At 53.4% G+C, this 19,908-nt stretch carries 19 protein-coding genes; 13 read left to right on the plus strand and 6 right to left on the minus strand.

The window, feature by feature from the left end:
• The 5 genes from yceG to ptsG all read left to right on the plus strand — a co-directional run bounded on the left by yceG (position 1) and on the right by ptsG (position 5,183).
• Positions 1-1,023: a cell division protein YceG gene (gene yceG, locus RIN69_RS09455; protein ID WP_313857031.1), complete on the plus strand. Its 1,023-nt coding sequence runs from the start codon at positions 1-3 to the stop codon at positions 1,021-1,023.
• Positions 1,013-1,645, plus strand: a complete 633-nt coding sequence (gene tmk / locus RIN69_RS09460) for a dTMP kinase (protein ID WP_313857032.1) — start codon at positions 1,013-1,015, stop codon at positions 1,643-1,645. Before yceG ends, tmk begins: the two co-directional genes overlap by 11 nt.
• Positions 1,645-2,649, plus strand: coding sequence for a DNA polymerase III subunit delta' (gene holB, locus RIN69_RS09465; RefSeq protein ID WP_313857033.1), 1,005 nt, complete (start codon positions 1,645-1,647; stop codon positions 2,647-2,649). The genes tmk and holB overlap by 1 nt, the downstream gene beginning before the upstream one ends.
• A 4-nt stretch (positions 2,650-2,653) precedes the next feature.
• Entirely contained in the window at positions 2,654-3,457 is an 804-nt protein-coding gene (locus RIN69_RS09470; RefSeq protein WP_313857036.1) for a metal-dependent hydrolase, read from the plus strand.
• A gap of 292 nt (positions 3,458-3,749) precedes the next feature.
• On the plus strand, positions 3,750-5,183 hold the full coding sequence (gene ptsG / locus RIN69_RS09475) for a PTS glucose transporter subunit IIBC (RefSeq protein WP_313857038.1): 1,434 nt from the start codon (positions 3,750-3,752) through the stop codon (positions 5,181-5,183).
• A 74-nt stretch (positions 5,184-5,257) separates the two neighbouring features.
• Here the strand turns inward: ptsG and bglB are convergent, their stop codons facing one another.
• Both bglB and RIN69_RS09485 read right to left on the minus strand, forming a co-directional pair.
• Positions 5,258-6,397, minus strand: coding sequence for a beta-galactosidase BglB (gene bglB, locus RIN69_RS09480; RefSeq protein WP_313857039.1), 1,140 nt, complete (start codon positions 6,395-6,397; stop codon positions 5,258-5,260).
• A gap of 9 nt (positions 6,398-6,406) precedes the next feature.
• Positions 6,407-7,999 carry an MFS transporter gene (locus RIN69_RS09485; protein WP_313857040.1) on the minus strand — a complete coding sequence of 531 codons (1,593 nt, stop codon included), beginning with the start codon at positions 7,997-7,999 and terminating at the stop codon, positions 6,407-6,409.
• A 367-nt stretch (positions 8,000-8,366) separates the two neighbouring features.
• On the opposite strand from RIN69_RS09485, the gene hinT reads away from it, so the two are divergent.
• The 8 genes from hinT to RIN69_RS09525 all read left to right on the plus strand — a co-directional run bounded on the left by hinT (position 8,367) and on the right by RIN69_RS09525 (position 14,630).
• A complete protein-coding gene (gene hinT / locus RIN69_RS09490) occupies positions 8,367-8,717 on the plus strand; it encodes a purine nucleoside phosphoramidase (protein ID WP_313857042.1) in 351 nt (116 codons plus the stop codon).
• A gap of 20 nt (positions 8,718-8,737) precedes the next feature.
• On the plus strand, positions 8,738-9,106 hold the full coding sequence (locus RIN69_RS09495; RefSeq protein ID WP_313857043.1) for a YcfL family protein: 369 nt from the start codon (positions 8,738-8,740) through the stop codon (positions 9,104-9,106).
• 43 nt (positions 9,107-9,149) lie between these two features.
• Entirely contained in the window at positions 9,150-9,716 is a 567-nt protein-coding gene (lpoB, locus tag RIN69_RS09500) for a penicillin-binding protein activator LpoB (protein WP_390902535.1), read from the plus strand.
• Complete coding sequence (gene thiK, locus RIN69_RS09505; protein ID WP_313857045.1) at positions 9,700-10,527, plus strand: thiamine kinase; 828 nt, start codon at positions 9,700-9,702, stop codon at positions 10,525-10,527. Before lpoB ends, thiK begins: the two co-directional genes overlap by 17 nt.
• 87 nt (positions 10,528-10,614) lie before the next feature.
• Positions 10,615-11,664 (plus strand): beta-N-acetylhexosaminidase, encoded by a 1,050-nt coding sequence (gene nagZ, locus RIN69_RS09510; RefSeq protein ID WP_313857679.1) that lies wholly within the window; start codon positions 10,615-10,617, stop codon positions 11,662-11,664.
• A gap of 96 nt (positions 11,665-11,760) precedes the next feature.
• Positions 11,761-12,303, plus strand: a complete 543-nt coding sequence (gene ycfP, locus RIN69_RS09515) for an alpha/beta hydrolase YcfP (protein WP_313857046.1) — start codon at positions 11,761-11,763, stop codon at positions 12,301-12,303.
• 221 nt (positions 12,304-12,524) lie between these two features.
• A complete protein-coding gene (locus RIN69_RS09520; protein WP_313857048.1) occupies positions 12,525-13,829 on the plus strand; it encodes an NAD(P)/FAD-dependent oxidoreductase in 1,305 nt (434 codons plus the stop codon).
• A gap of 261 nt (positions 13,830-14,090) precedes the next feature.
• Positions 14,091-14,630 carry a glycine zipper 2TM domain-containing protein gene (locus RIN69_RS09525; protein ID WP_313857049.1) on the plus strand — a complete coding sequence of 180 codons (540 nt, stop codon included), beginning with the start codon at positions 14,091-14,093 and terminating at the stop codon, positions 14,628-14,630.
• A gap of 88 nt (positions 14,631-14,718) precedes the next feature.
• Here the strand turns inward: RIN69_RS09525 and RIN69_RS09530 are convergent, their stop codons facing one another.
• From RIN69_RS09530 to RIN69_RS09545, 4 genes are all read right to left on the minus strand, one after another.
• Complete coding sequence (locus RIN69_RS09530; RefSeq protein WP_313857050.1) at positions 14,719-14,964, minus strand: YmjA family protein; 246 nt, start codon at positions 14,962-14,964, stop codon at positions 14,719-14,721.
• Between the two features lie 115 nt (positions 14,965-15,079).
• Complete coding sequence (locus RIN69_RS09535) at positions 15,080-15,562, minus strand: cold-shock protein (protein WP_313857680.1); 483 nt, start codon at positions 15,560-15,562, stop codon at positions 15,080-15,082.
• A gap of 327 nt (positions 15,563-15,889) precedes the next feature.
• Complete coding sequence (gene mfd, locus RIN69_RS09540; RefSeq protein WP_313857053.1) at positions 15,890-19,333, minus strand: transcription-repair coupling factor; 3,444 nt, start codon at positions 19,331-19,333, stop codon at positions 15,890-15,892.
• 136 nt (positions 19,334-19,469) lie between these two features.
• On the minus strand, positions 19,470-19,679 hold the full coding sequence (locus tag RIN69_RS09545; RefSeq protein WP_313857054.1) for a hypothetical protein: 210 nt from the start codon (positions 19,677-19,679) through the stop codon (positions 19,470-19,472).
• Between the last annotated feature and the right edge of the window lie 229 nt (positions 19,680-19,908).

A 19,908-nucleotide genomic window follows, 5' to 3' on the forward strand; every position in this document is an offset into this window, starting at 1 on the left:
ATGATTAATAAGCGAAAAGTTATCGCCGGGGCGATAGTTATTCTGGCGCTGATTGTCGCCTTCTGTTACTGGCAAATTCGCCAGTTTGCTGCATCGCCACTGGCGATTAACCAGGAAACCATTTTCACTCTGCCTGCGGGAACCGGTCGCGTCGCGCTGGAAGCGCAGTTGGAGCATGATAACATCACTCAACACAGCATCTGGTTCGGCGCACTGCTGAAGCTGGAGCCAGAGCTGGCGAAGTTTAAAGCCGGTACCTATCGTTTGCAGCCGCAGATGACAGTGCGTGAGATGCTGGCGCTGCTGGCCAGCGGCAAAGAAGCGCAATTTCCGATTCGCTTTGTTGAAGGTACGCGTCTGCAGGAGTGGATGGCAGAATTGCGCGCTGCGCCTTACATTAAGCACACGCTGAAAGATGACCAGTTTGCCACGCTGGCAGAGGCGCTGAAGCTCGACAGCGCCGATGGCGTCGAAGGTTGGTTCTATCCTGATACTTACCTGTATACCGCGAATACCACCGACGTTGCGCTACTGAAGCGCGCCAATCAGCGGATGGTAACGCTGGTGGACACTATCTGGCAGGACAGAATGCGCGATCTGCCGTACAAGACCCAAAACGATCTGGTTACCATGGCATCGATTATCGAGAAAGAGACGGCGGTTAACGATGAGCGGAGCAAAGTCGCGTCGGTGTTTATCAATCGCTTACGCCTCGGCATGCGGCTGCAAACCGATCCGACGGTGATCTATGGCATGGGCGAAAAGTATAACGGTAATCTGACGCGCAAAGATCTGGAGACGCCGACAGCGTACAATACCTATGTGATTAGCGGTATGCCGCCTGGGCCGATTGCGATGCCGGGTAAGGCGTCACTTGAAGCGGCTGCGCATCCGTTAAAAACCAGTTACCTCTATTTTGTTGCCGATGGTAAGGGGGGACATACCTTTACCACTAATCTGGCCAGCCATAATCGGGCGGTGCAGGTTTATCGTCAGGCACTGAAGGAAAAGAATGAACAGTAAATTTATCGTCATTGAAGGTCTCGAAGGTGCCGGTAAAACCACGGCGCGTGATGCGGTGGTTGCGGTATTAACGCAGCATGGCATCAGCGATGTGGTATTTACCCGTGAGCCGGGCGGAACGCCGCTGGCTGAGAAACTGCGTGATTTGATAAAGCAAGGTATTGAAGGCGAACAGGTAACCGATAAAGCGGAACTGTTGATGCTGTATGCCGCGCGGGTTCAGCTGGTGGACACGGTGATCAAACCGGCGCTGGCGCGGGGTGCCTGGGTATTGGGCGATCGTCACGATCTCTCTTCGCAAGCCTATCAGGGCGGGGGCCGCGGCCTCGATCGCCAGCTGATGGATGCGCTGCGTGATACCGCGCTGGCTGATTTTGCGCCAGATTTAACCCTGTATCTTGATGTTACGCCGGAAATCGGGTTACAACGCGCCCGTGCGCGGGGAGCGCTGGACCGTATCGAGCAAGAGTCGCTGAATTTCTTTGAGCGCACCCGCCAGCGTTATCTGGAACTGGCAGCTGCCGATCCACGGATTAAAACCATTGATGCGACGCAAAATATTGAGCAAGTGACAGCGTCACTTCAGTCGGTATTGCAGCAGTGGCTGACGGAGCAGGCATAATGAACTGGTATCCGTGGCTGAATCAACCTTACCGACAAATTGTTGAGCAGCATCAGGGCGATCGTGGTCATCACGCGTTGCTGATTCAGGCGCTGCCGGGTATGGGGGATGATGCACTGGTATGGGCGTTAAGCCGCTGGTTGATGTGTCTGCAACGCGACGGGCTGAAAAGCTGCGGACGCTGCCACGGCTGCCAGCTGATGCAGGCGGGTACGCATCCTGACTGGTATAAGCTTGAAGCGGAAAAGGGCAAAAGTTCGCTGGGTATTGATGCGGTACGTAGCGTCAGCGAAAAGCTTTATCACCATGCCCAGCAGGGCGGCGCGAAAGTGGTCTGGCTGCCTGATGCGGCGCAGTTAACCGAGGCCGCGGCCAATGCGCTGTTGAAGACGCTGGAAGAACCGCCGAAAAATACCTGGTTCTTTCTCAGCAGCCGCGAGCCGCAACGCCTGCTGGCGACACTGCGCAGCCGCTGCTTTAGCTGGCATCTCTCTCCGCCACTCGAGGCGCAGAGTCTTGGCTGGTTGCAAAAACAGACGCCGGCTTCCAGCGAGGCCTGCACCACCGCCTTGCGTCTGAGCAGCGGCGCGCCGGCTGCGGCGCTGGCGCTGCTGGACGAAAAGCATTGGGCGCAGCGTCAGCTGCTGTGCAGCCAGCTCTCCACCGCGTTGCAACAGGATTTGCTGAGCTTACTGCCCGTGCTTAATCATGAGGATGCCGCGGCACGTATTGGCTGGCTGTGCGCATTGCTGATTGATGCCATGAAGTGGCAGCAGGGCGGTGGTCAGTATATTGCCAATGTCGATCAACAGGTGCTGATTGCACACATAGCCCAGCAGCTGCCCTCATCGGCGCTCGACAGCAGCCTGCGAAGCTGGATGACCTGCCGCGATCGGCTGCTGCATGTGGTAGCGGTTAATCGCGAACTGTTGTTAACCGAACAGCTGTTAAGCTGGGAACAAATTTTTAAACCGATGTCGTCGGTTCAACGCTTCAGAGAGTAATTTTATGTTTTTAGTTGATTCCCACTGTCATCTTGATGGCCTGAACTACGAAACTGTGCACCAGAATCTCGATGATGTTCTGGCCAAAGCGGCGGCGCGCGACGTTAAATTTATGCTGGCTGTTGCCACTACTCTGCCGGGTTATAAAGCGATGCAGCAGCTGATTGGCGAGCGTCATAATGTGGCTTACTCGTGCGGTGTACACCCGCTAAACCAGGCTGAAGAGTATGATTTCGCCGAGTTACGCCAGCTGGCTGCCGATCCTCGTGTGGTGGCTATGGGGGAAACCGGGCTGGATTACTATTATCAGCCAGAAACCAAAGCGCGCCAGCAGGCATCCTTTCGCGAGCATATCCGCGTTGGCCGCGATATGAATAAACCGGTGATCGTCCACACCCGCGATGCACGCGAAGATACGCTGGCGATCCTGCGCGAAGAACAGGTTGAAGGCTGTGGCGGCGTGCTGCACTGCTTTACCGAAGATCGTGAAACTGCCGGTAAGCTGCTGGATATGGGCTTTTATATCTCGTTTTCCGGCATTGTCACCTTCCGTAATGCCGAAGCGCTGCGTGAGGCGGCGCGCTTTGTGCCGCTGGATCGTATGCTGGTCGAGACCGATTCGCCGTATCTGGCACCAGTACCGCATCGAGGTAAAGAGAATCAGCCTGCTTACACCCGCGACGTAGCGGAATATATGGCGGTGCTGAAGGGCGTTGATGTGGATACGCTGGCGGCGGCGACGACACAAAACTTCTCTGATCTGTTTCATATTCCGATGTCGCGTCTCGGAGCTGAACAATCCGCCTGAATTCTTTTATAGCTCGTAATTAATAGTGAAAAGTCGTAAAGTGCAGCGCCATAAAATAGCGCATGCACTTTTTTTTTGGCTAAAATATTAGCGTTATTTGCTATAAATTTTCTGGTTTGCGCTGATTGGTTCCACGAAACGTGATAACCATCAAACAAAATAATGCCGATTTATTTTACTCTTCGTAATAAATCCAGAGAGCGCTCAGACGCTCCATCAGCAAAGGGAACTCCCCCCTTTGCAACGCGCACTGCGCGATAAAAAAAGCAATCATACTCAGGAGCACCACAATATGTTTAAGAATGCCTTTGCAAACCTGCAAAAGGTTGGTAAATCGCTAATGCTGCCGGTATCGGTTCTGCCGATTGCCGGTATTTTGCTGGGTGTCGGGTCAGCAAACTTCAGCTGGCTGCCCGCCGTTGTCTCCCACGTTATGGCGGAAGCCGGCGGGTCGGTTTTTGCCAACATGCCGTTAATTTTCGCCATCGGTGTGGCGTTAGGCTTTACCAATAACGACGGTGTTTCGGCACTGGCGGCGGTAGTGGCTTACGGCATTATGGTGAAAACCATGGCCGTGGTAGCGCCACTGGTGCTGAACCTTCCGCCAGAAGAGATAGCGTCGCAACACCTTGCCGATACCGGTGTGCTCGGCGGTATTATCGCCGGTTCCATCGCGGCGTATATGTTTAATCGCTTCTATCGCATTAAGTTGCCTGAATATCTGGGCTTCTTTGCCGGTAAACGTTTTGTGCCGATTATTTCCGGTATGACGGCGATTTTCCTTGGTGTGGTGCTGTCATTTATCTGGCCACCAGTGGGTACGGCGATTCAGAAATTCTCCCAGTGGGCGGCTTATCAGAATCCAGTGATGGCATTCGGCATCTACGGGGTGGTTGAACGTGCTCTGGTGCCGTTTGGTCTGCATCATATCTGGAACGTACCTTTCCAGATGCAGATTGGTGAATACACCAACGCAGCGGGCCAGGTGTTCCACGGCGATATCCCACGTTATATGGCGGGTGACCCAACGGCAGGTAAACTGTCTGGTGGCTTCCTGTTTAAAATGTTCGGACTGCCCGCTGCTGCGATTGCCATCTGGCATTCTGCGAAGCCGGAAAACCGTGCCAAAGTGGGCGGTATCATGATTTCCGCTGCGCTGACATCGTTCCTGACCGGTATCACTGAACCGATCGAATTCGCCTTTATGTTCGTGGCGCCGATTCTGTATGTGATCCATGCGCTGCTGGCTGGCCTGGCGTTTACGCTCTGTATTCTGTTGGGTATGCGTAACGGCACCAGCTTCTCGCACGGTCTGATTGACTTTATCGTACTGAGCGGTAACAGCAGCAAAATCTGGCTGTTCCCGATTATCGGCATCCTGTACGGTCTGGTTTACTACACCGTCTTCCGGGTACTGATTGCCAAACTGAATCTGAAAACGCCGGGTCGTGAAGATGCGACTACCGAGCAGAGCACCACTGCTGCCAACGAAATGGCGGCTAACCTGGTGAATGCCTTCGGTGGTAAAGATAACATCACTAACCTGGATGCCTGTATTACCCGTCTGCGCGTCAGCGTCGCCGACGTGGCGAAAGTGGATCAGGCTGGCCTGAAGAAACTGGGCGCTGCTGGTGTGGTGGTCGCAGGTTCAGGTGTGCAGGCTATTTTCGGCACCAAATCTGACAACCTGAAAACGGAAATGGACGACTATATCCGTAGTCACTAAGCCAGATTCCGCAGGTAAAAAGGGGAGCGAAAGCTCCCCTTTTTTATGGCTGAGAATGCGCGCAGCGATAACCGTCAGAGATAAACACGCAGATATTCTGTCAGGCACAGCAGTGCCATCGCCTGACCATAAGGCATTGAGGTAAGGGGGATTTGGCGATAGTAATCCAAATCTTTGCCCATTGCAGTGCCAAACGAGACCTGCGTCAGCTCGCCGTCGGCATTGATATGACGAATCACGCCCTGCAGCGCTTTTTCCGCCATCGGCAGATAATCCCGCGATATATAGCGTTTACGCACTGCTTTCAGAATGCCATAGGCAAAACCGGCGGTCGCAGAGGCTTCCGGATAGCTGTCACGATCGTCAATCAGCGTGTGCCAAAGCCCGTTTTCATGCTGATACTGTTGCAGCGCAGCAATTTGCGTCTCCAGCACTTGCAGCAGGAAGCGGCGGGTGGCGTGATTTTCCGGCCAGTCCATCAGTTCGATAAACTCCGGGATCACAATCGTCAACCAGCTGTTGCCACGCGCCCAGCGGGCATTGGCAAAATTATGCTGGCCGTCAAACGTCCAGCCGTGGAACCACAGGCCGCTCTGTCGATCCATCAGATACTGCACATGCAGCAGGAACTGATAGCTGGCTTCTTCTGTGTAATCCTGACGATTCAGCAGCTTGCCAATTTTCGCCAGCGGCAGCACGCTCATCATTAGCGTGTCGTCCCACAGTTGCTGGTGGTTTTCATTATTATAAACAATGTGTTGCAGGCCGTTGCACTTGGTGCGTGGCATTTCGTACATTACCCATTCTGCCCAGCGCTCCAGAACTGGCAACAGCGCTGGATTACCGGTCTCTTCATAGCGATAGGCCAGCGTCAGAAACGGGCAGACGGTGTTGACGTTTTTGGTCGGTGTGCCTTCGGCGAGGCGGGCGGCAAACCAATCGTCGATAATCGCCAGCGTCTTTGGGTCACCGGTTTGCTGATAGTAGTGATACATACCATACAGGCCAATGCCGTGGGTCCATTCCCAGCCCGCCCAGCCTTTGGTGTCGATCACCCGTCCATCATCCAGCCGCAGCAGAAACTCGCCGCTGGTATCAGTGATATTCACCAGGTTGTCAGTCAGCCGGGCGATCAACTGGGTCAGCTCTTCACGTGGCAGCAGAAATTCGGGCTGGCGAAGTAACGCGCTCTGTTTTACAGGGAATACCGTCATCGTTCGATCCTATCTTTTCAACGTGTGAGTGATGGGCACTGCGCCCGTGTCTGCGCCTGGCAGTGCGGGGGCAGGTGCTTTGTTGCGATTAAGGAAACCAATATTGTTGTTACCCCACAGATTCTCGTAAGGCATTCCGGCCAGCACTTCCACCGTGGCGCGAGCCTGCGGCGTGATGCGATCCGGCACTGCACGACCCGCCTCGCGCATTTTTAACGTCTCTTCGCGCAGGGTGCTGTGGGTTTGCAGATTCAGTTTGAAGCGCAGTGAGATAAAGAAGCCAATGGCCAGCACGCAGACGGTGCCAACGCTGAGGATCAGCAGGATGGTATGGGTAACGGCTTCGCTCTGCACCGACTGGCCGGAGACAAAACCGGAAAGCTGCAATACGATGCCGACAAACATCACTGCGCCAGCCTGTGAGGCTTTACGCGTCAGCGTCATAATTCCGGCGAAAATGCCTTCACGGCGCTGACCGGTGATCACCTCATCGACATCGGCGATGTACGTGTAGATATTCCACGGTACATAGTTGATTCCGCCACGACCCAGCCCGGCGATTGCGGAAATCACCAGCAGTAGCGACAGATTGTCGTTCATTCCGGCATACCACAGTCCGGCGTAGGAGAGGGCCGCGCGGCCAAACAGTATTACCACCAGGCGGTAGGACGGTGCAGGCCCAAGGCGAATACACAGCGGGATCATGCCCATCACCGCGACAAACTGCAGAATCGCCATCGTGCCCATCAGATTCGAGGCGATCTGGGCGCTTTGCATCAGCACAAACACCACGTACCAGGTAAACACTGCGTTAAACACGTCCTGCGCGATATAGCCGCCGAGATACATGCCCAGGTGCTGGCGGAAAATACGAATGCGGAAAGTGGAGGCCAGCTCGACATACAGCCGCTTCAGGCTCTGCATTAGGGTCAGCTGACTTTTTTCCTCTTCGGCCCGGCGTGACTCCGCAGAAAAATCCTCCGGCGCACGTTCCCAGCTATAAAACCACACCAGCGTCAGCACCACGGCGCAAATCACCGAGAACACCAGGCTGGAGTAAAAGAACGAAATGGCGTTATCTTTACCAAAAATGCCTAACAGTACGCCCGGCAGGAAGGCGGCAAGGATCGCTGATAGCTGCGCCAGCGCGATGCGCGCCCCTGAGAATTTGGTTTTCTTCTTAAAGTCATCGGTCATCTCCGGCACCAGGGTTTCATACGGCACCAGAATCATGGTGTAGACGATGTCGAACAGCAGGTAGGTCAGCAAATAATAAAGATAGCTCATATCGCCAACCCACATCAGGCTGTAGCTAAACACGCAAGGAATGCCGAGCAGGATAAAGAATTTGCGCCGACCGAAGCGTTTTCCCAGCCGGGTAGATCCAAAGTTGTCGGTCAGGAAGCCCATCAGCGGGCTGATGACCGCATCCAGCACGCGCGCCGCCGCGAAGATAAATGTGGCCTCAATCGGCGTCAGTCCACAGAACGTGGTATAGAAGTAGAGTAGCCAGGCTGCCGTCAGCGCAGTGGTGCCTGCGCCGAGGAAGTCGCCGGAGCCATAAGCGAGATAATGAGCTAATCCAATCTTACGAGAGGGCATGTGAGAGACTCCCTGGTCAGCGCTTAGTGAATAATTGGGGTGGCCGAAAACGCATACGGCCTGGCATGAAAGTAGAGCGAGAGCGGCGGCTAAACCTTCGCGATTCTGCAAGCCCGACGGCAAAAGTGGCAAAAATACAAAGAGCAGGCTGACCAGAGTCTAAATTTATAAAACAGTGTTTTATTTTTATTTGATGCGGACGATAAATTTGCGAGCTGGCGCACAAAAAGAGTCGAGTGGAGACGGTGAGTGCGGGAAATGATGTAAAGCCGTGCAGTTGGCGAAAGAAAAGTGACTTGAAGGTTGAAAGAAAACGAATTTCTCGCTCATACTGCGTTAACTTATCTCTCTGCTAAGGATTTGCACTATGGCTGAAGAAACTATTTTCAGTAAAATCATTCGCCGTGAAATTCCGGCTGATATTGTTTATCAGGACGAGCTGGTCACTGCCTTTCGTGATATTTCGCCACAGGCACCGACTCACGTATTGATTATTCCCAATGTGCTGATTGCCACTGCTAATGATGCCAGCGAAGCCCATGAGCAGGCGCTGGGTCGGATGATCACCGTGGCGGGCAAAATCGCCAAAGAAGAAGGGATTGCGGAAGATGGCTACCGTCTGATTATCAACTGCAACCGGCATGGTGGTCAGGAGGTCTATCATATCCATATGCACCTGGTCGGCGGTCGTCCTCTCGGTCCGATGCTTTCACATTGATTACTCAGCGGAACACCATTATGCGGCCTTTGCTTGCCGGTATACCCCTGTTGCTGGCCCTGAGCGGTTGCAGCAGCGAACAGTCAATGATCAATACTTCACAGTCACTGGTGATGGAGTCTGCGGTTTTGTCAGCAGGGATCATTACTGATGAGCCTGATATCAGTGAACGGGACGGTCAACAGCGTGCCAGCACCGTGCTGTTTAATCAGCAGGAAAAACCGGTAACGGTTAATTATCGCTTTTACTGGTATGACGACAAAGGACTGGAAATCCGGCCTTTTGAGCGCCCGCGGACGATTGTGGTGCCTGCACATGCTAAAGTCGAAATCGCTTCGCAACTGGGTAACCTAACCGCCAGCAAAGTGCGACTTTATCTCTATCTCTAAGGGGAAAATTGTGACCAGCAGTATTTATAAACTTTCCGGCGTGATGTTACTGGCGCTGATTCTCAGCGGTTGTATCAATGGTGATCAATCACAGCAGCAGCCAGCGCCGGTTGAACCGGTACAGCCGACGCAACCGGTCGAACAGCCACCGGCACAGCCTGAGCCGGGTGAAACCGTGCAGCCACCGCCGAAGATTGTCACCATCAACTGGGATGCCAGCGTGCAGCCACTGGTGGCAAAAATGTTGCAGGCCGAAGGCGTTACGCCAGGCAGCGTGTTGTTAGTCGACCGGATTAAAAACAGCACCAACGGTAGCCTGCAGACGGCAAAAGCCACCAGCGCACTGCAAAATTCGCTGGCTAATAACGGCAAATTTACCCTGATCACCCCGCAGCAGCTGAATACCGCGAAACAGACGCTGGGCCTGTCGGCGGAAGACAGCCTGACGTCGCGTAGTAAGGCGATTGGACTGGCGCGTTATGTCGGTGCGCAATACGTGCTTTACAGCAATGCGCAGGGCGATGTGAAATCTCCTGAGCTGCAAATGCAGCTGATGCTGGTACAGACTGGCGAAATCATCTGGTCTGGAAACGGTGACGTACAGCACTGATGCTGCACTGCAACGGTTAATCGACCAGCAGTTCCCGGCGGCTAAGGCCGCCGGTTGCTTTTCACCGCTGGCCGGGCTGACCGGTTTAACCGGCGTCGTGATGATTGGTCAGCAACGGATACTGGCGCGCCGGGAAGCGCCGCAGCCGATTCCGTTCGTCAGCCGTCGTCGCGAGTATCAGCTGCTTAAACGTTTTGCTGCCAGTGGCCTGGTGCCGCAGGTGATTGGCCGTAATCAGCACTGGTTACTGCTGGAATGGCTGGACGGCGAAGTGCTGGATGAAAAGCAGTTCGCCGCGCGGATTGATCAACTGGTAAGGCTACTCAGCCAGCTGCATCACCAACCGCTGAGCGGTTACCGACTGCAACTGCTGCCGCTGCTGGAAAGCTACTGGCAGCAATGCCAGCAGCGTAACTGCCAATGGTTACGCGCCCTGCGCCGTTTACAGCAACGCGGTGAGCCCCGGCCACTGCGTATTGCGCCGCTGCATATGGATGTCCATGCCGGTAATTTGTTGCAGTGCGGGTCGCGCTTACGCCTGATTGACTGGGAGTATGCCGCTGACGGCGATATCGCGTTAGAGCTGGCGGCAATCACCGCGGCTAATCCGCTAAATGCGGCGCAATGCGCGACGCTGGTGAGGCAGTATGCCGCTGATAATCAGATTGATGCGGATGTACTGCACAGGCAGATGCGGCGCTGGCAGCCGTGGTTGCGCTTGCTGATGGCCAGCTGGTATCAGTTACGTGCCGAACAAAGTGGCGATCCTCATTTGTATCAGGCTGCCGCTGACGCCTGGCTGGCGGTTTAACCGCCGCTGTTGCCATTTTTCCATCTGTAACTACTTTGGCGATCGTCTGGCATGATCGCCTGCTTTTAAACGGGAATCTCAAATATGATGGAGTTGACCACGCCTGGCCCGGTAATGCTGGATGTACAGGGTTATGAACTGGATGCGGAAGAGCGCGAAATATTACAGCATCCGCTGGTGGGCGGTTTGATTCTGTTTACCCGCAACTACCACGATCCGCAACAGCTACGTGAACTGGTTCGCCAGATTCGTGCCGCTTCGCGCAATCGGCTGGTGATCGCGGTCGATCAGGAAGGCGGACGCGTGCAGCGTTTCCGTGAGGGTTTTACTTCATTACCGGCGATGCAGTCCTTTGCCGCGTTGCACGACAGTGCCACCGCAGGTGAGCTGGCGCAGCAGGCCGGCTGGTTGATGGCGTCGGAAATGATCGCGATGGATATCGATATCAGCTTTGCGCCGGTACTGGATATTGGACATATCAGCGCGGCAATTGGCGAGCGCTCGTTTCATCAGGATCCGGCGATTGCCCTGGCCGTGGCGCGCCGTTTTATTGATGGCATGCATGAAGCCGGAATGAAAACCACTGGCAAACACTTCCCCGGACACGGTGCAGTCAGTGCCGACTCGCATAAAGAGACGCCGCGTGACGGGCGTGACGAAGCTGAGATTCGTCAGCATGATATGCAAATCTTCCGACAGTTAATTGATGAGCAAGCACTGGATGCGATTATGCCGGCGCACGTTATTTACACGGAAGTTGATCCGCGCCCGGCCAGCGGTTCGCCACACTGGCTGAAAACCGTGCTGCGCGGTGAGCTGGGTTTTGATGGCGTGATTTTCTCTGACGATTTGTCGATGGAAGGCGCGGCCATTATGGGCAGCTATGCCGAGCGTGGGCAGGCGTCGCTGGATGCCGGTTGCGATATGATTCTGGTCTGCAATAACCGTGAAGGTGCGGTTAGCGTACTGGACAATCTGGCACCGCGCAGGGCGGAGCGCGTCAGTCAGCTGTATCATCGGGGAACCTTTACCCGCCAGCAGTTGCTGGCCTCGTCACGCTGGAAAACGGCGAATAATCAGTTAAGCCAGCTGCACGATCAGTGGCTGGCCCACAAAGCTGAACTCAGCCAGCGCTAGCCGCGGTATCATGCAAAACCTGTCAGCGATCAATTTCGTCAGCGCTGGCAGGTTATACTATCAAAGTTGGTTTGCATCTCATCGGCGAGGATTACAATGATCATCTATCTGCACGGTTTTGATTCAAATAGTCCGGGTAATCATGAAAAAGTGCTGCAACTGCAGTTTATCGATCCTGATGTCCGCTTGCTGAGCTACAGTACGCTGCATCCGAAACATGATATGCAGCATTTACTCAAAGAGACTGACAAGATGCTGCGGCTTAATTCCGACGATCGCCCGTTAATATGCGGTGTCGGTCTGGGGGGATACTGGGCGGAGAGAATCGGCTTTCTCTGTGATATTCGCCAGGTGATAGTCAATCCCAACCTGTTTCCCGGCGAGAACATGACGGGCAAAATCGACCGGCCGGAAGAGTATCTGGATATCGCGACAAAATGCGTCAGTAACTTCCGCGAAAAGAACCGCGATCGCTGCCTGACAGTGCTGTCGCGTCATGATGAAGCGCTGGATAATCAGCGTAGCGCACAATTATTGCAGAGCTTTTATGAGATCGTCTGGGATGAAGAGCAAAGCCATAAGTTCAAGAATATTTCCCCGCATTTACAACGAATTAAAGCGTTCAAAACCCTCGGCTAACATCGGCTTTTGGCCGACTGGCAATCGGCCATCATAAGTTTTATGAGTAATAATCTGAGTTTTAATCAATAAAATTGACCACGATCAATTTTGGTATGACCAAGTAACCCGCCCATGTTATCCTGCCTTCAGATAGCGATTTAAGTTCGCCAACCCTATGTTAATTAAGGATATTATTTTAACTTTTAATTAACGATTGGTTCACATTTTGAGGGGGTCGTTTGACTACACCAATGAAGAAAATTGTCATCGTCGGTGGTGGTGCCGGTGGACTGGAGCTGGCAACCCAGCTTGGTCGCAAACTGGGCCGCAAGAACAAAGCCGAAATCACGCTGGTCGATCGTAATCACAGCCATTTGTGGAAGCCGCTGTTACATGAAGTTGCGACCGGTTCTCTTGATGAAGGCATTGATGCGCTGAGTTATCTGGCACATGCGCGCAACCATCATTTCCAGTTCCAGCTGGGAACGGTGACCGATCTCAATCGTGAAACTAAACGTCTGCACCTCGCCGAAATTCGCGATGCGCAGGGCGAACTGCTGGTGCCCGAGCGTGAACTGGCGTATGACACGCTGGTAATGGCGCTGGGCAGTACCTCCAATGATTTTGGTACTCCGGGCGTTAAAGACCACTGTATCTTCCTCGATAACCCGCAGCAGGCCCGTCGTTTCCATAATGAAATGCTGAACCTGTTCCTGAAATTCTCATCGAATGAAGGCGTGCAGGAGAAGGTGAATATCGCCATCGTTGGTGGCGGAGCGACCGGGGTTGAGCTGTCTGCTGAATTGCATAATGCGGTCAAACAGCTGCACAGCTACGGCTATAAAGGCCTGGATAATCAGGCATTAAACGTGACGCTGGTCGAAGCGGGTGAGCGTATCCTGCCAGCGTTACCGCCGCGTATCTCGACTGCTGCCCATCAGGAACTGACCAAGCTTGGCGTGCGCGTATTGACGCAAACTATGGTGACCAGTGCCGATGCTAAAGGGCTGAACACCAAGTCCGGAGAATTTATTGAAGCGGATTTGATGGTATGGGCCGCCGGTATCAAGGCGCCAGACTTTATGAAAGATCTCGGTGGTCTGGAAACCAACCGCATCAATCAGCTGGTGGTCAATGAGACCTTGCAGACCACGCGCGATGAAAACATTTATGCCATTGGTGACTGCGCATCCTGTGCATTGCCCGGCGGCGGTTTTGTGCCGCCACGCGCCCAGTCGGCGCACCAGATGGCGTCACGCGCGCTGGAAAATATTCTGGCACAGATGAAAGGGCAGACGCTGAAACCTTACGTTTATAAAGATCATGGTTCACTGGTTTCACTGTCCCGTTTCACTACCGTTGGAAGTCTGATGGGTAATCTTATGCGTGGCTCGATGATGGTGGAAGGGCGCATTGCGCGTTTCGTCTACATCTCGCTGTATCGTATGCATCAGATTGCACTGCATGGTTATTTCAAAACCGGCCTGATGATGCTGGTAGGCAGTATTAACCGGGTGATTCGCCCGCGCCTGAAACTGCACTAAGTAATATGGCGGGATTATTCCCGCCATTTCAGAACATAATTAAGCTGCCGCCAACGTTGTTACCAAATACCTGCTTCCAGGAACACTCCTAAAAGACTTTCCTTATTACATTCGTCCATTTGTCTGATTGTTCCGCTGCCGCAGTTTCTGCAAAATCCACCGTATGTACCACGGCGCGTCGCGCACGCCGAGTCGGCCAAAATTGCAAGGGAACGCGCAATGGCAAAACAATGCGCGGTAACAATGTCAGGAGGATTTCCTGTGAATAAATCAATGTTGGCGGGTATTGGAATTGGTGTTGCAGCTGCTCTGGGTGTTGCTGCGGTCGCCGGAATGAATATGTTTGACAGTGGCCCGCAATATGCTCAGGTGCTCTCGGCAACGCCGATTAAAGAAACCATTAAAAATCCGCGTCAGGAGTGCCGTAACGTCACCTTAACGCACCGTCGCCCGGTGCAGGATGAAAACCGTATTGCCGGTTCAGTATTAGGTGCCGTCGCCGGTGGGGTGTTAGGCCATCAGTTTGGCGGAGGACGTGGTCGTGATGTTGCCACGGTTGCTGGCGCACTGGCCGGTGGCTACGGTGGTAATCAGGTTCAGGGCGCTATGCAGGATCGTGATACCTACACCACCACCGAGCAGCGCTGCAAAACGGTCTACGATAAGCATGATAAAATGCTGGGTTACGATGTCACTTACAAAATCGGCGACCAGCAGGGCAAAGTCCGGATGGAAAACGATCCGGGGACCCGTATTCCGCTGGACAGTAAAGGCCAGCTGATGCTGAATAATAAGGCGTAAACTGGCGCGCATTAACGCTGGTTTATTCTGATAAAAAATCCGTAAACTTTCTGGTTTGCGGATTTTTTTTGTGATGTGTCAACCGCAGCTACTCATTACCCCATTGATTAAGGAACGTGGCGATATCATCGATACGCCGTTCATTGATACCGGCTTCACTGGCCATCTCTTTCTGCGCATCCTCGCTGATTTCTTCATTATTCATTAAGCGAGTGATGAGCAGCTGGAAATAGTGTGCCAGCGGGTCACGTTCTGACTCGCTTACCGGTTCAGCGGATTCCGTCGTATACTCATCCACGATGTCATAATATTTAATCGGTACTTCATTGCTCATAATAGCCTCTACGGGTCAATGTCTGTATCAGTTGCTGCATGCGCCATCTGGTCTGAATAGTAAATTCTTACTTCGTTTTTTCAGCGAAGCAACCGGAAAAACGAAAAATAATGCTTTAGACCTTAAGCATTTTCACCGTGTCATCCACGTCTATCTCATCTTCCGAGAAAATTAACGTCGTTCCCTGGAAGGTGGTGATCGCCAGTTTTTTCAGCGAGCGCATTTCACCGGGCTTGGCGGATGATTTCGGCCTGATGCTGTTCATCAGTAGACCCACAGACAGCACTGCATTTTCTTTATCGATGCCGGTATCGGCAGGCACTTCTTCGCTGTAAACCAGATAAGACTTAATCGATGTGAGCTTAATGCGCTCGCCGGCGATATAGATGTATTTGCTTTCTGGTGCAACTTTTACAGCATAAGCTGACAAGCCCTTGTTATTGGTGGTGGGTTCGAACGTCACCGCCGCATCTTTTTTAATCAACTCCGGGTTAGCGACCTTAATCACATGAAAATAACGGTTATCACCGTTTTCATCTTTGATAAATCCAAAACCTTTATCTTGAAACCAGGTTGTGATCGTTCCGTTCATCGCTATTACCGCCTGTTTAATCGTTTATCTACTCAGTTTTTGCTGCGCGCAGTGTAAAACACAATGCCTGCATAGACCACGTCTTTGCTCTCAGTCCGGACGATAAATTTCAGTCAGGCGAGGGTGCTGCGGGCAGGTTGAGGTGTCAGCTTTAGCCAGATGATCCCCGACATCCTCTGATAACGATCGCGTGAGGCAAAACCCCGTTGGATTAGCGGCCATGCCATTGGAAAGAAAATTCAGAAATGCTTTGGTTAACCGTTTTATCCGCCGATAAAAAATGCCTGACTCTTCAGCCAGGCATTGAATTTAAGTCCGGTTAGCATCGGCCAGTCAAGCCGCATTCTCCAGCAGCTGCGTCATAAAATCGCGCATCCACTTCATGCGTAATTTTCGCTCGCTGAGATCGCGAATAAACTTCAGTCGCGTTGGGCCATCCAGACGCCAGTGCTGCGGCTCTTTTTGTAGCAGACCAATCAGCCAGCCGGGATCAACTTTGTTCTTCTCAGCGAATTCAATAAAGCCACCTTTTTCATTGCCTTCAATGCGGCGCACGCCGAGCTTCTGCGCGGTTAAGCGTAACGCCGCGATATCCAGCAGATTACGCGCCGCATCCGGCAGCAGGCCGAAACGGTCGATCAGTTCGACTTTCAGATCCTCCAGCTCGCTGTCGGTCTGGGCGCTGGCAATACGTTTATAAAAGGACAGGCGGGTGCTGACGTCCGGAATAAAATCGTCCGGCAGCAGCGATGGCATACGCAGTTCGATTTCTGTCTGATTGCTGGTGAGATCCTCAAGCGACGGTTCGCGGCCCTCTTTCAGGGCATCGACCGCATTTTCCAGCAGTTCCATATACAGTGAGAAACCGATAGTTTCCATCTGGCCGCTCTGGTCTTCACCCAGCAATTCTCCGGCACCGCGAATCTCCAGGTCGTGAGTCGCCAGCGCAAAGCCTGCGCCAAGATCCTCCAGCGAGGCAATGGCTTCCAGCCGCTTGTGGGCATCGGTGGTCATTGCTTTCGGATGCGGCGTCAGCAGCCAGGCGTAAGCCTGGTGGTGCGAACGCCCGACGCGACCGCGTAACTGGTGCAGCTGCGCCAGGCCGAAGTGGTCCGCACGCTCAATAATAATGGTATTGGCGCTGGCGATATCAATGCCGGTTTCAATAATGGTGGTACACACCAGTACGTTAAAGCGCTGATGATGGAAGTCGTTCATGACCCGTTCCAGATCGCGTTCGCGCATCTGGCCGTGCCCAATGGCAATGCGCGCTTCCGGCACCAGCTCCGCCAGCCGCTGTGAGGCTTTCTCAATATTCTCAACGTCGTTGTACAGGTAGTAAACCTGGCCGCCACGCAGGATTTCGCGCAGAATCGCTTCACGCACCACCAGATCGTCATACTCGCGCACAAAGGTTTTCACTGCCAGACGGCGCGCCGGCGGGGTCGCAATAATCGACAGATCGCGCATGCCGCTCATCGCCATATTTAGCGTACGCGGAATGGGCGTGGCGGTCAGCGTCAGGATATCCACGTCAGCACGCATCGCTTTAATGCGCTCTTTATGACGTACACCGAAGCGGTGCTCTTCATCGACAATCAGTAATCCCAGATCGCGCCACTTAATCTCGCTTTGCAGCAACTTATGGGTGCCAATCAGAATATCAATCTTGCCTTCGCTCGCCTGTTCAAGAATCTGCGCCTGTTCTTTGGCGGTACGGAAACGCGACAGCATCTCAATGCGCACTGGCCAGTTGGCAAAGCGATCGCGGAAGTTATCGTAATGCTGTTGCGCCAGCAGGGTGGTTGGCACCAGCACGGCTACCTGTTTATGGTTTTCAATCGCCAGGAAGGCGGCGCGCATCGCCACTTCAGTCTTACCAAAGCCGACGTCACCACACACCAGGCGATCCATCGCCAGCGGCTGACACATATCACTGAGCACGGCATTGATTGCCTGCGCCTGATCCGGTGTGGTTTCAAACGGGAAAGTTTCGCAAAACAGTTGATACTGCTCGCGATCGTGTTTAAAGGCGAATCCGGTTTTGGCAGCTCGCTGCGCGTAGATATCCAGCAGTTCTGCCGCAACATCACGCACTTTCTCGGCGGCTTTCTGGCGCGCGCGTGACCAGGCATCGCTACCCAATTTATGCAGCGGCGCATTTTCATCAGCGCCGCCAGCGTATCGGCTGATTAAATGCAGCGAGGAGACCGGCACATATAATTTGGCGTCACCGGCGTAAGCCAGCATCAGATATTCCGCCTTGATGCCACCGGTCTCCAGCGTGGTCATCCCCAGATAGCGTCCGACACCGTGTTCCAGATGGACCACCGGCTGGCCCTCATGCAGTTCGGCGAGGTTGCGGATTAACACGTCCGGGTTGATGGTGCGGCGGCTGTCCTGACGGCGACGCGTGACGCGTTCGCCCAGCAGATCGCTTTCACAGATTAAGGCTCGCTGGCGCAGGCCATCAATAAAACCGCGTTCGCTCGCACCTATCATCAGATAGTGACCCGACTGGCCAGCCTCATCGAGACGGTGAAGGGTTTTTGGCAGTACTTTAATACGCGCCAGCAGCTCAAGTAATGCTTCGCGGCGGCCTTCACTTTCAACCGAGAAGATGACCGATCCGGTAAATGTTTCAAGGAAACGGCGCAGATTATCCAGTGGCGCTTTTGCCTGCGCCTGGACCGCAAGATCCGGTAAAGGCTGATAATCCAGATTGGTATTGGCGGCTTTGGCTGGCAATATTTCACTGCTGAGCTGAACCCGTGGCCAGTTCTTTAGCTCGCTGAACAGCTGGTCAGTGCGTAACCACAGGTTTTCCGGCGCTAACAGCGGACGCATCGGGTCGACGCGGCGATTTTCATAGCGCGCATTCACATCAAGCAGAAAACGGTCAGCGCTGCTTTCCAGATCGCCGGTATTCACGATCAGTGTGTTGTCCGGCAGATAGCTAAACAGCGGCGGCAGGGGTTGATCAAAAAACAGCGGCTGCCAGTATTCGATACCGGAAGGCAGCGTACCTTTGCTGACCTGCTGATAGATATGTTCGGCTTCACGTTTTACATCAAACTTCTCGCGCCACTGGCTGCGAAACAGTTCGATAGCGGCTTTATCGGTGGGAAATTCATGCGCCGGCAGTAAATTAATCGCTTCAACTTCTTGCAGCGTGCGCTGCGAATCGACGTCAAATACCCGCAGGCTGTCGATTTCATCATCAAAGAAGTCAATACGGTAAGGCTGTTCGCTGCCCATCGGATAGAGATCGAGCAGTGCGCCACGCGTGGCGTACTCGCCGTGTTCCATAACCTGATCAACACTGCGATAGCCTGCCTGCTCCAGCTGGCTGCGCAGCGTATCACGCGATAACAGCTGTCCTTTTTGCATGACCAGCGCGTGACCATGTAAAAAGCTGTGCGGACAAACGCGCTGCATCAGCGTGTTAACCGGCAGGATCAGCACACCGCGTTGCAGTGTCGGTAACTGATACAGTGTCGAAAGGCGCGATGAGATGATTTCCTGATGCGGCGAGAAGCTGTCGAACGGCAGCGTTTCCCAGTCGGCGAGGCTAATCACCGGCTGGTCAGTAAACTGCTGGATTTCATCCTGCAGGCGCAGCGCATTCTGCATATCAGGGGCGATTAACATTACCGGCCCGTGATGACGTTCAATAATTTCAGCACATTCAACGGCACAAGCCGCACCGGTCAGCTGCCCAAGCAGGGAGCGATCGCCGGCTTTCTCAGGCAGGGAATAGCGAGTCTGTTCTGGCATAGTCGGTTCGACGTTCTCTTGATTAATTCTATGGCGGTAATGATTTCACAGAACGCGCCAGGGATCACCTGATCGCGAGCGGAATTTTATTCATACGAATCATGCGCGAAGACCTGATGAAACCAGCAAGCGGTCGCTATTTCGTTGACTGCTGAGTGTAGTGCATTTTGGGCCGATCGATATTCGCCCAGCACAACTCGGCTTCCAGATGGTAACTGTGGTTGCCATCATCCCATCTGACGTAATAGCCGGTGGGAGAATCCCCCTGATCGAAGATGTTAACCACCATACCGTTGATATGGCCGGTTTTATGTTTGACGATACTGCCTTTGGGATACCTGAACATGGTACAACTCCGGTGCCTGAATAGCGCAAGAAAACCTCTCTGACTGACACTGATTATAGTTTATCGCTTATACCCCTGAAGGGAAAAGGGGCATTAAAACCGCGATACTGTCGATTATTTCAGCATTCAGTCGCTCGCCTGCACTATCTTTACAGGGTTTCCAGCATACTCAGAGGCTTAGTGGTTCCATAAAGCGGGCTGCTCCTTTATCATCCTTAACACTTTACAT

The organism is Winslowiella toletana (genome assembly GCF_032164335.1).
Taxonomy (GTDB): domain Bacteria; phylum Pseudomonadota; class Gammaproteobacteria; order Enterobacterales; family Enterobacteriaceae; genus Erwinia; species Erwinia toletana_A.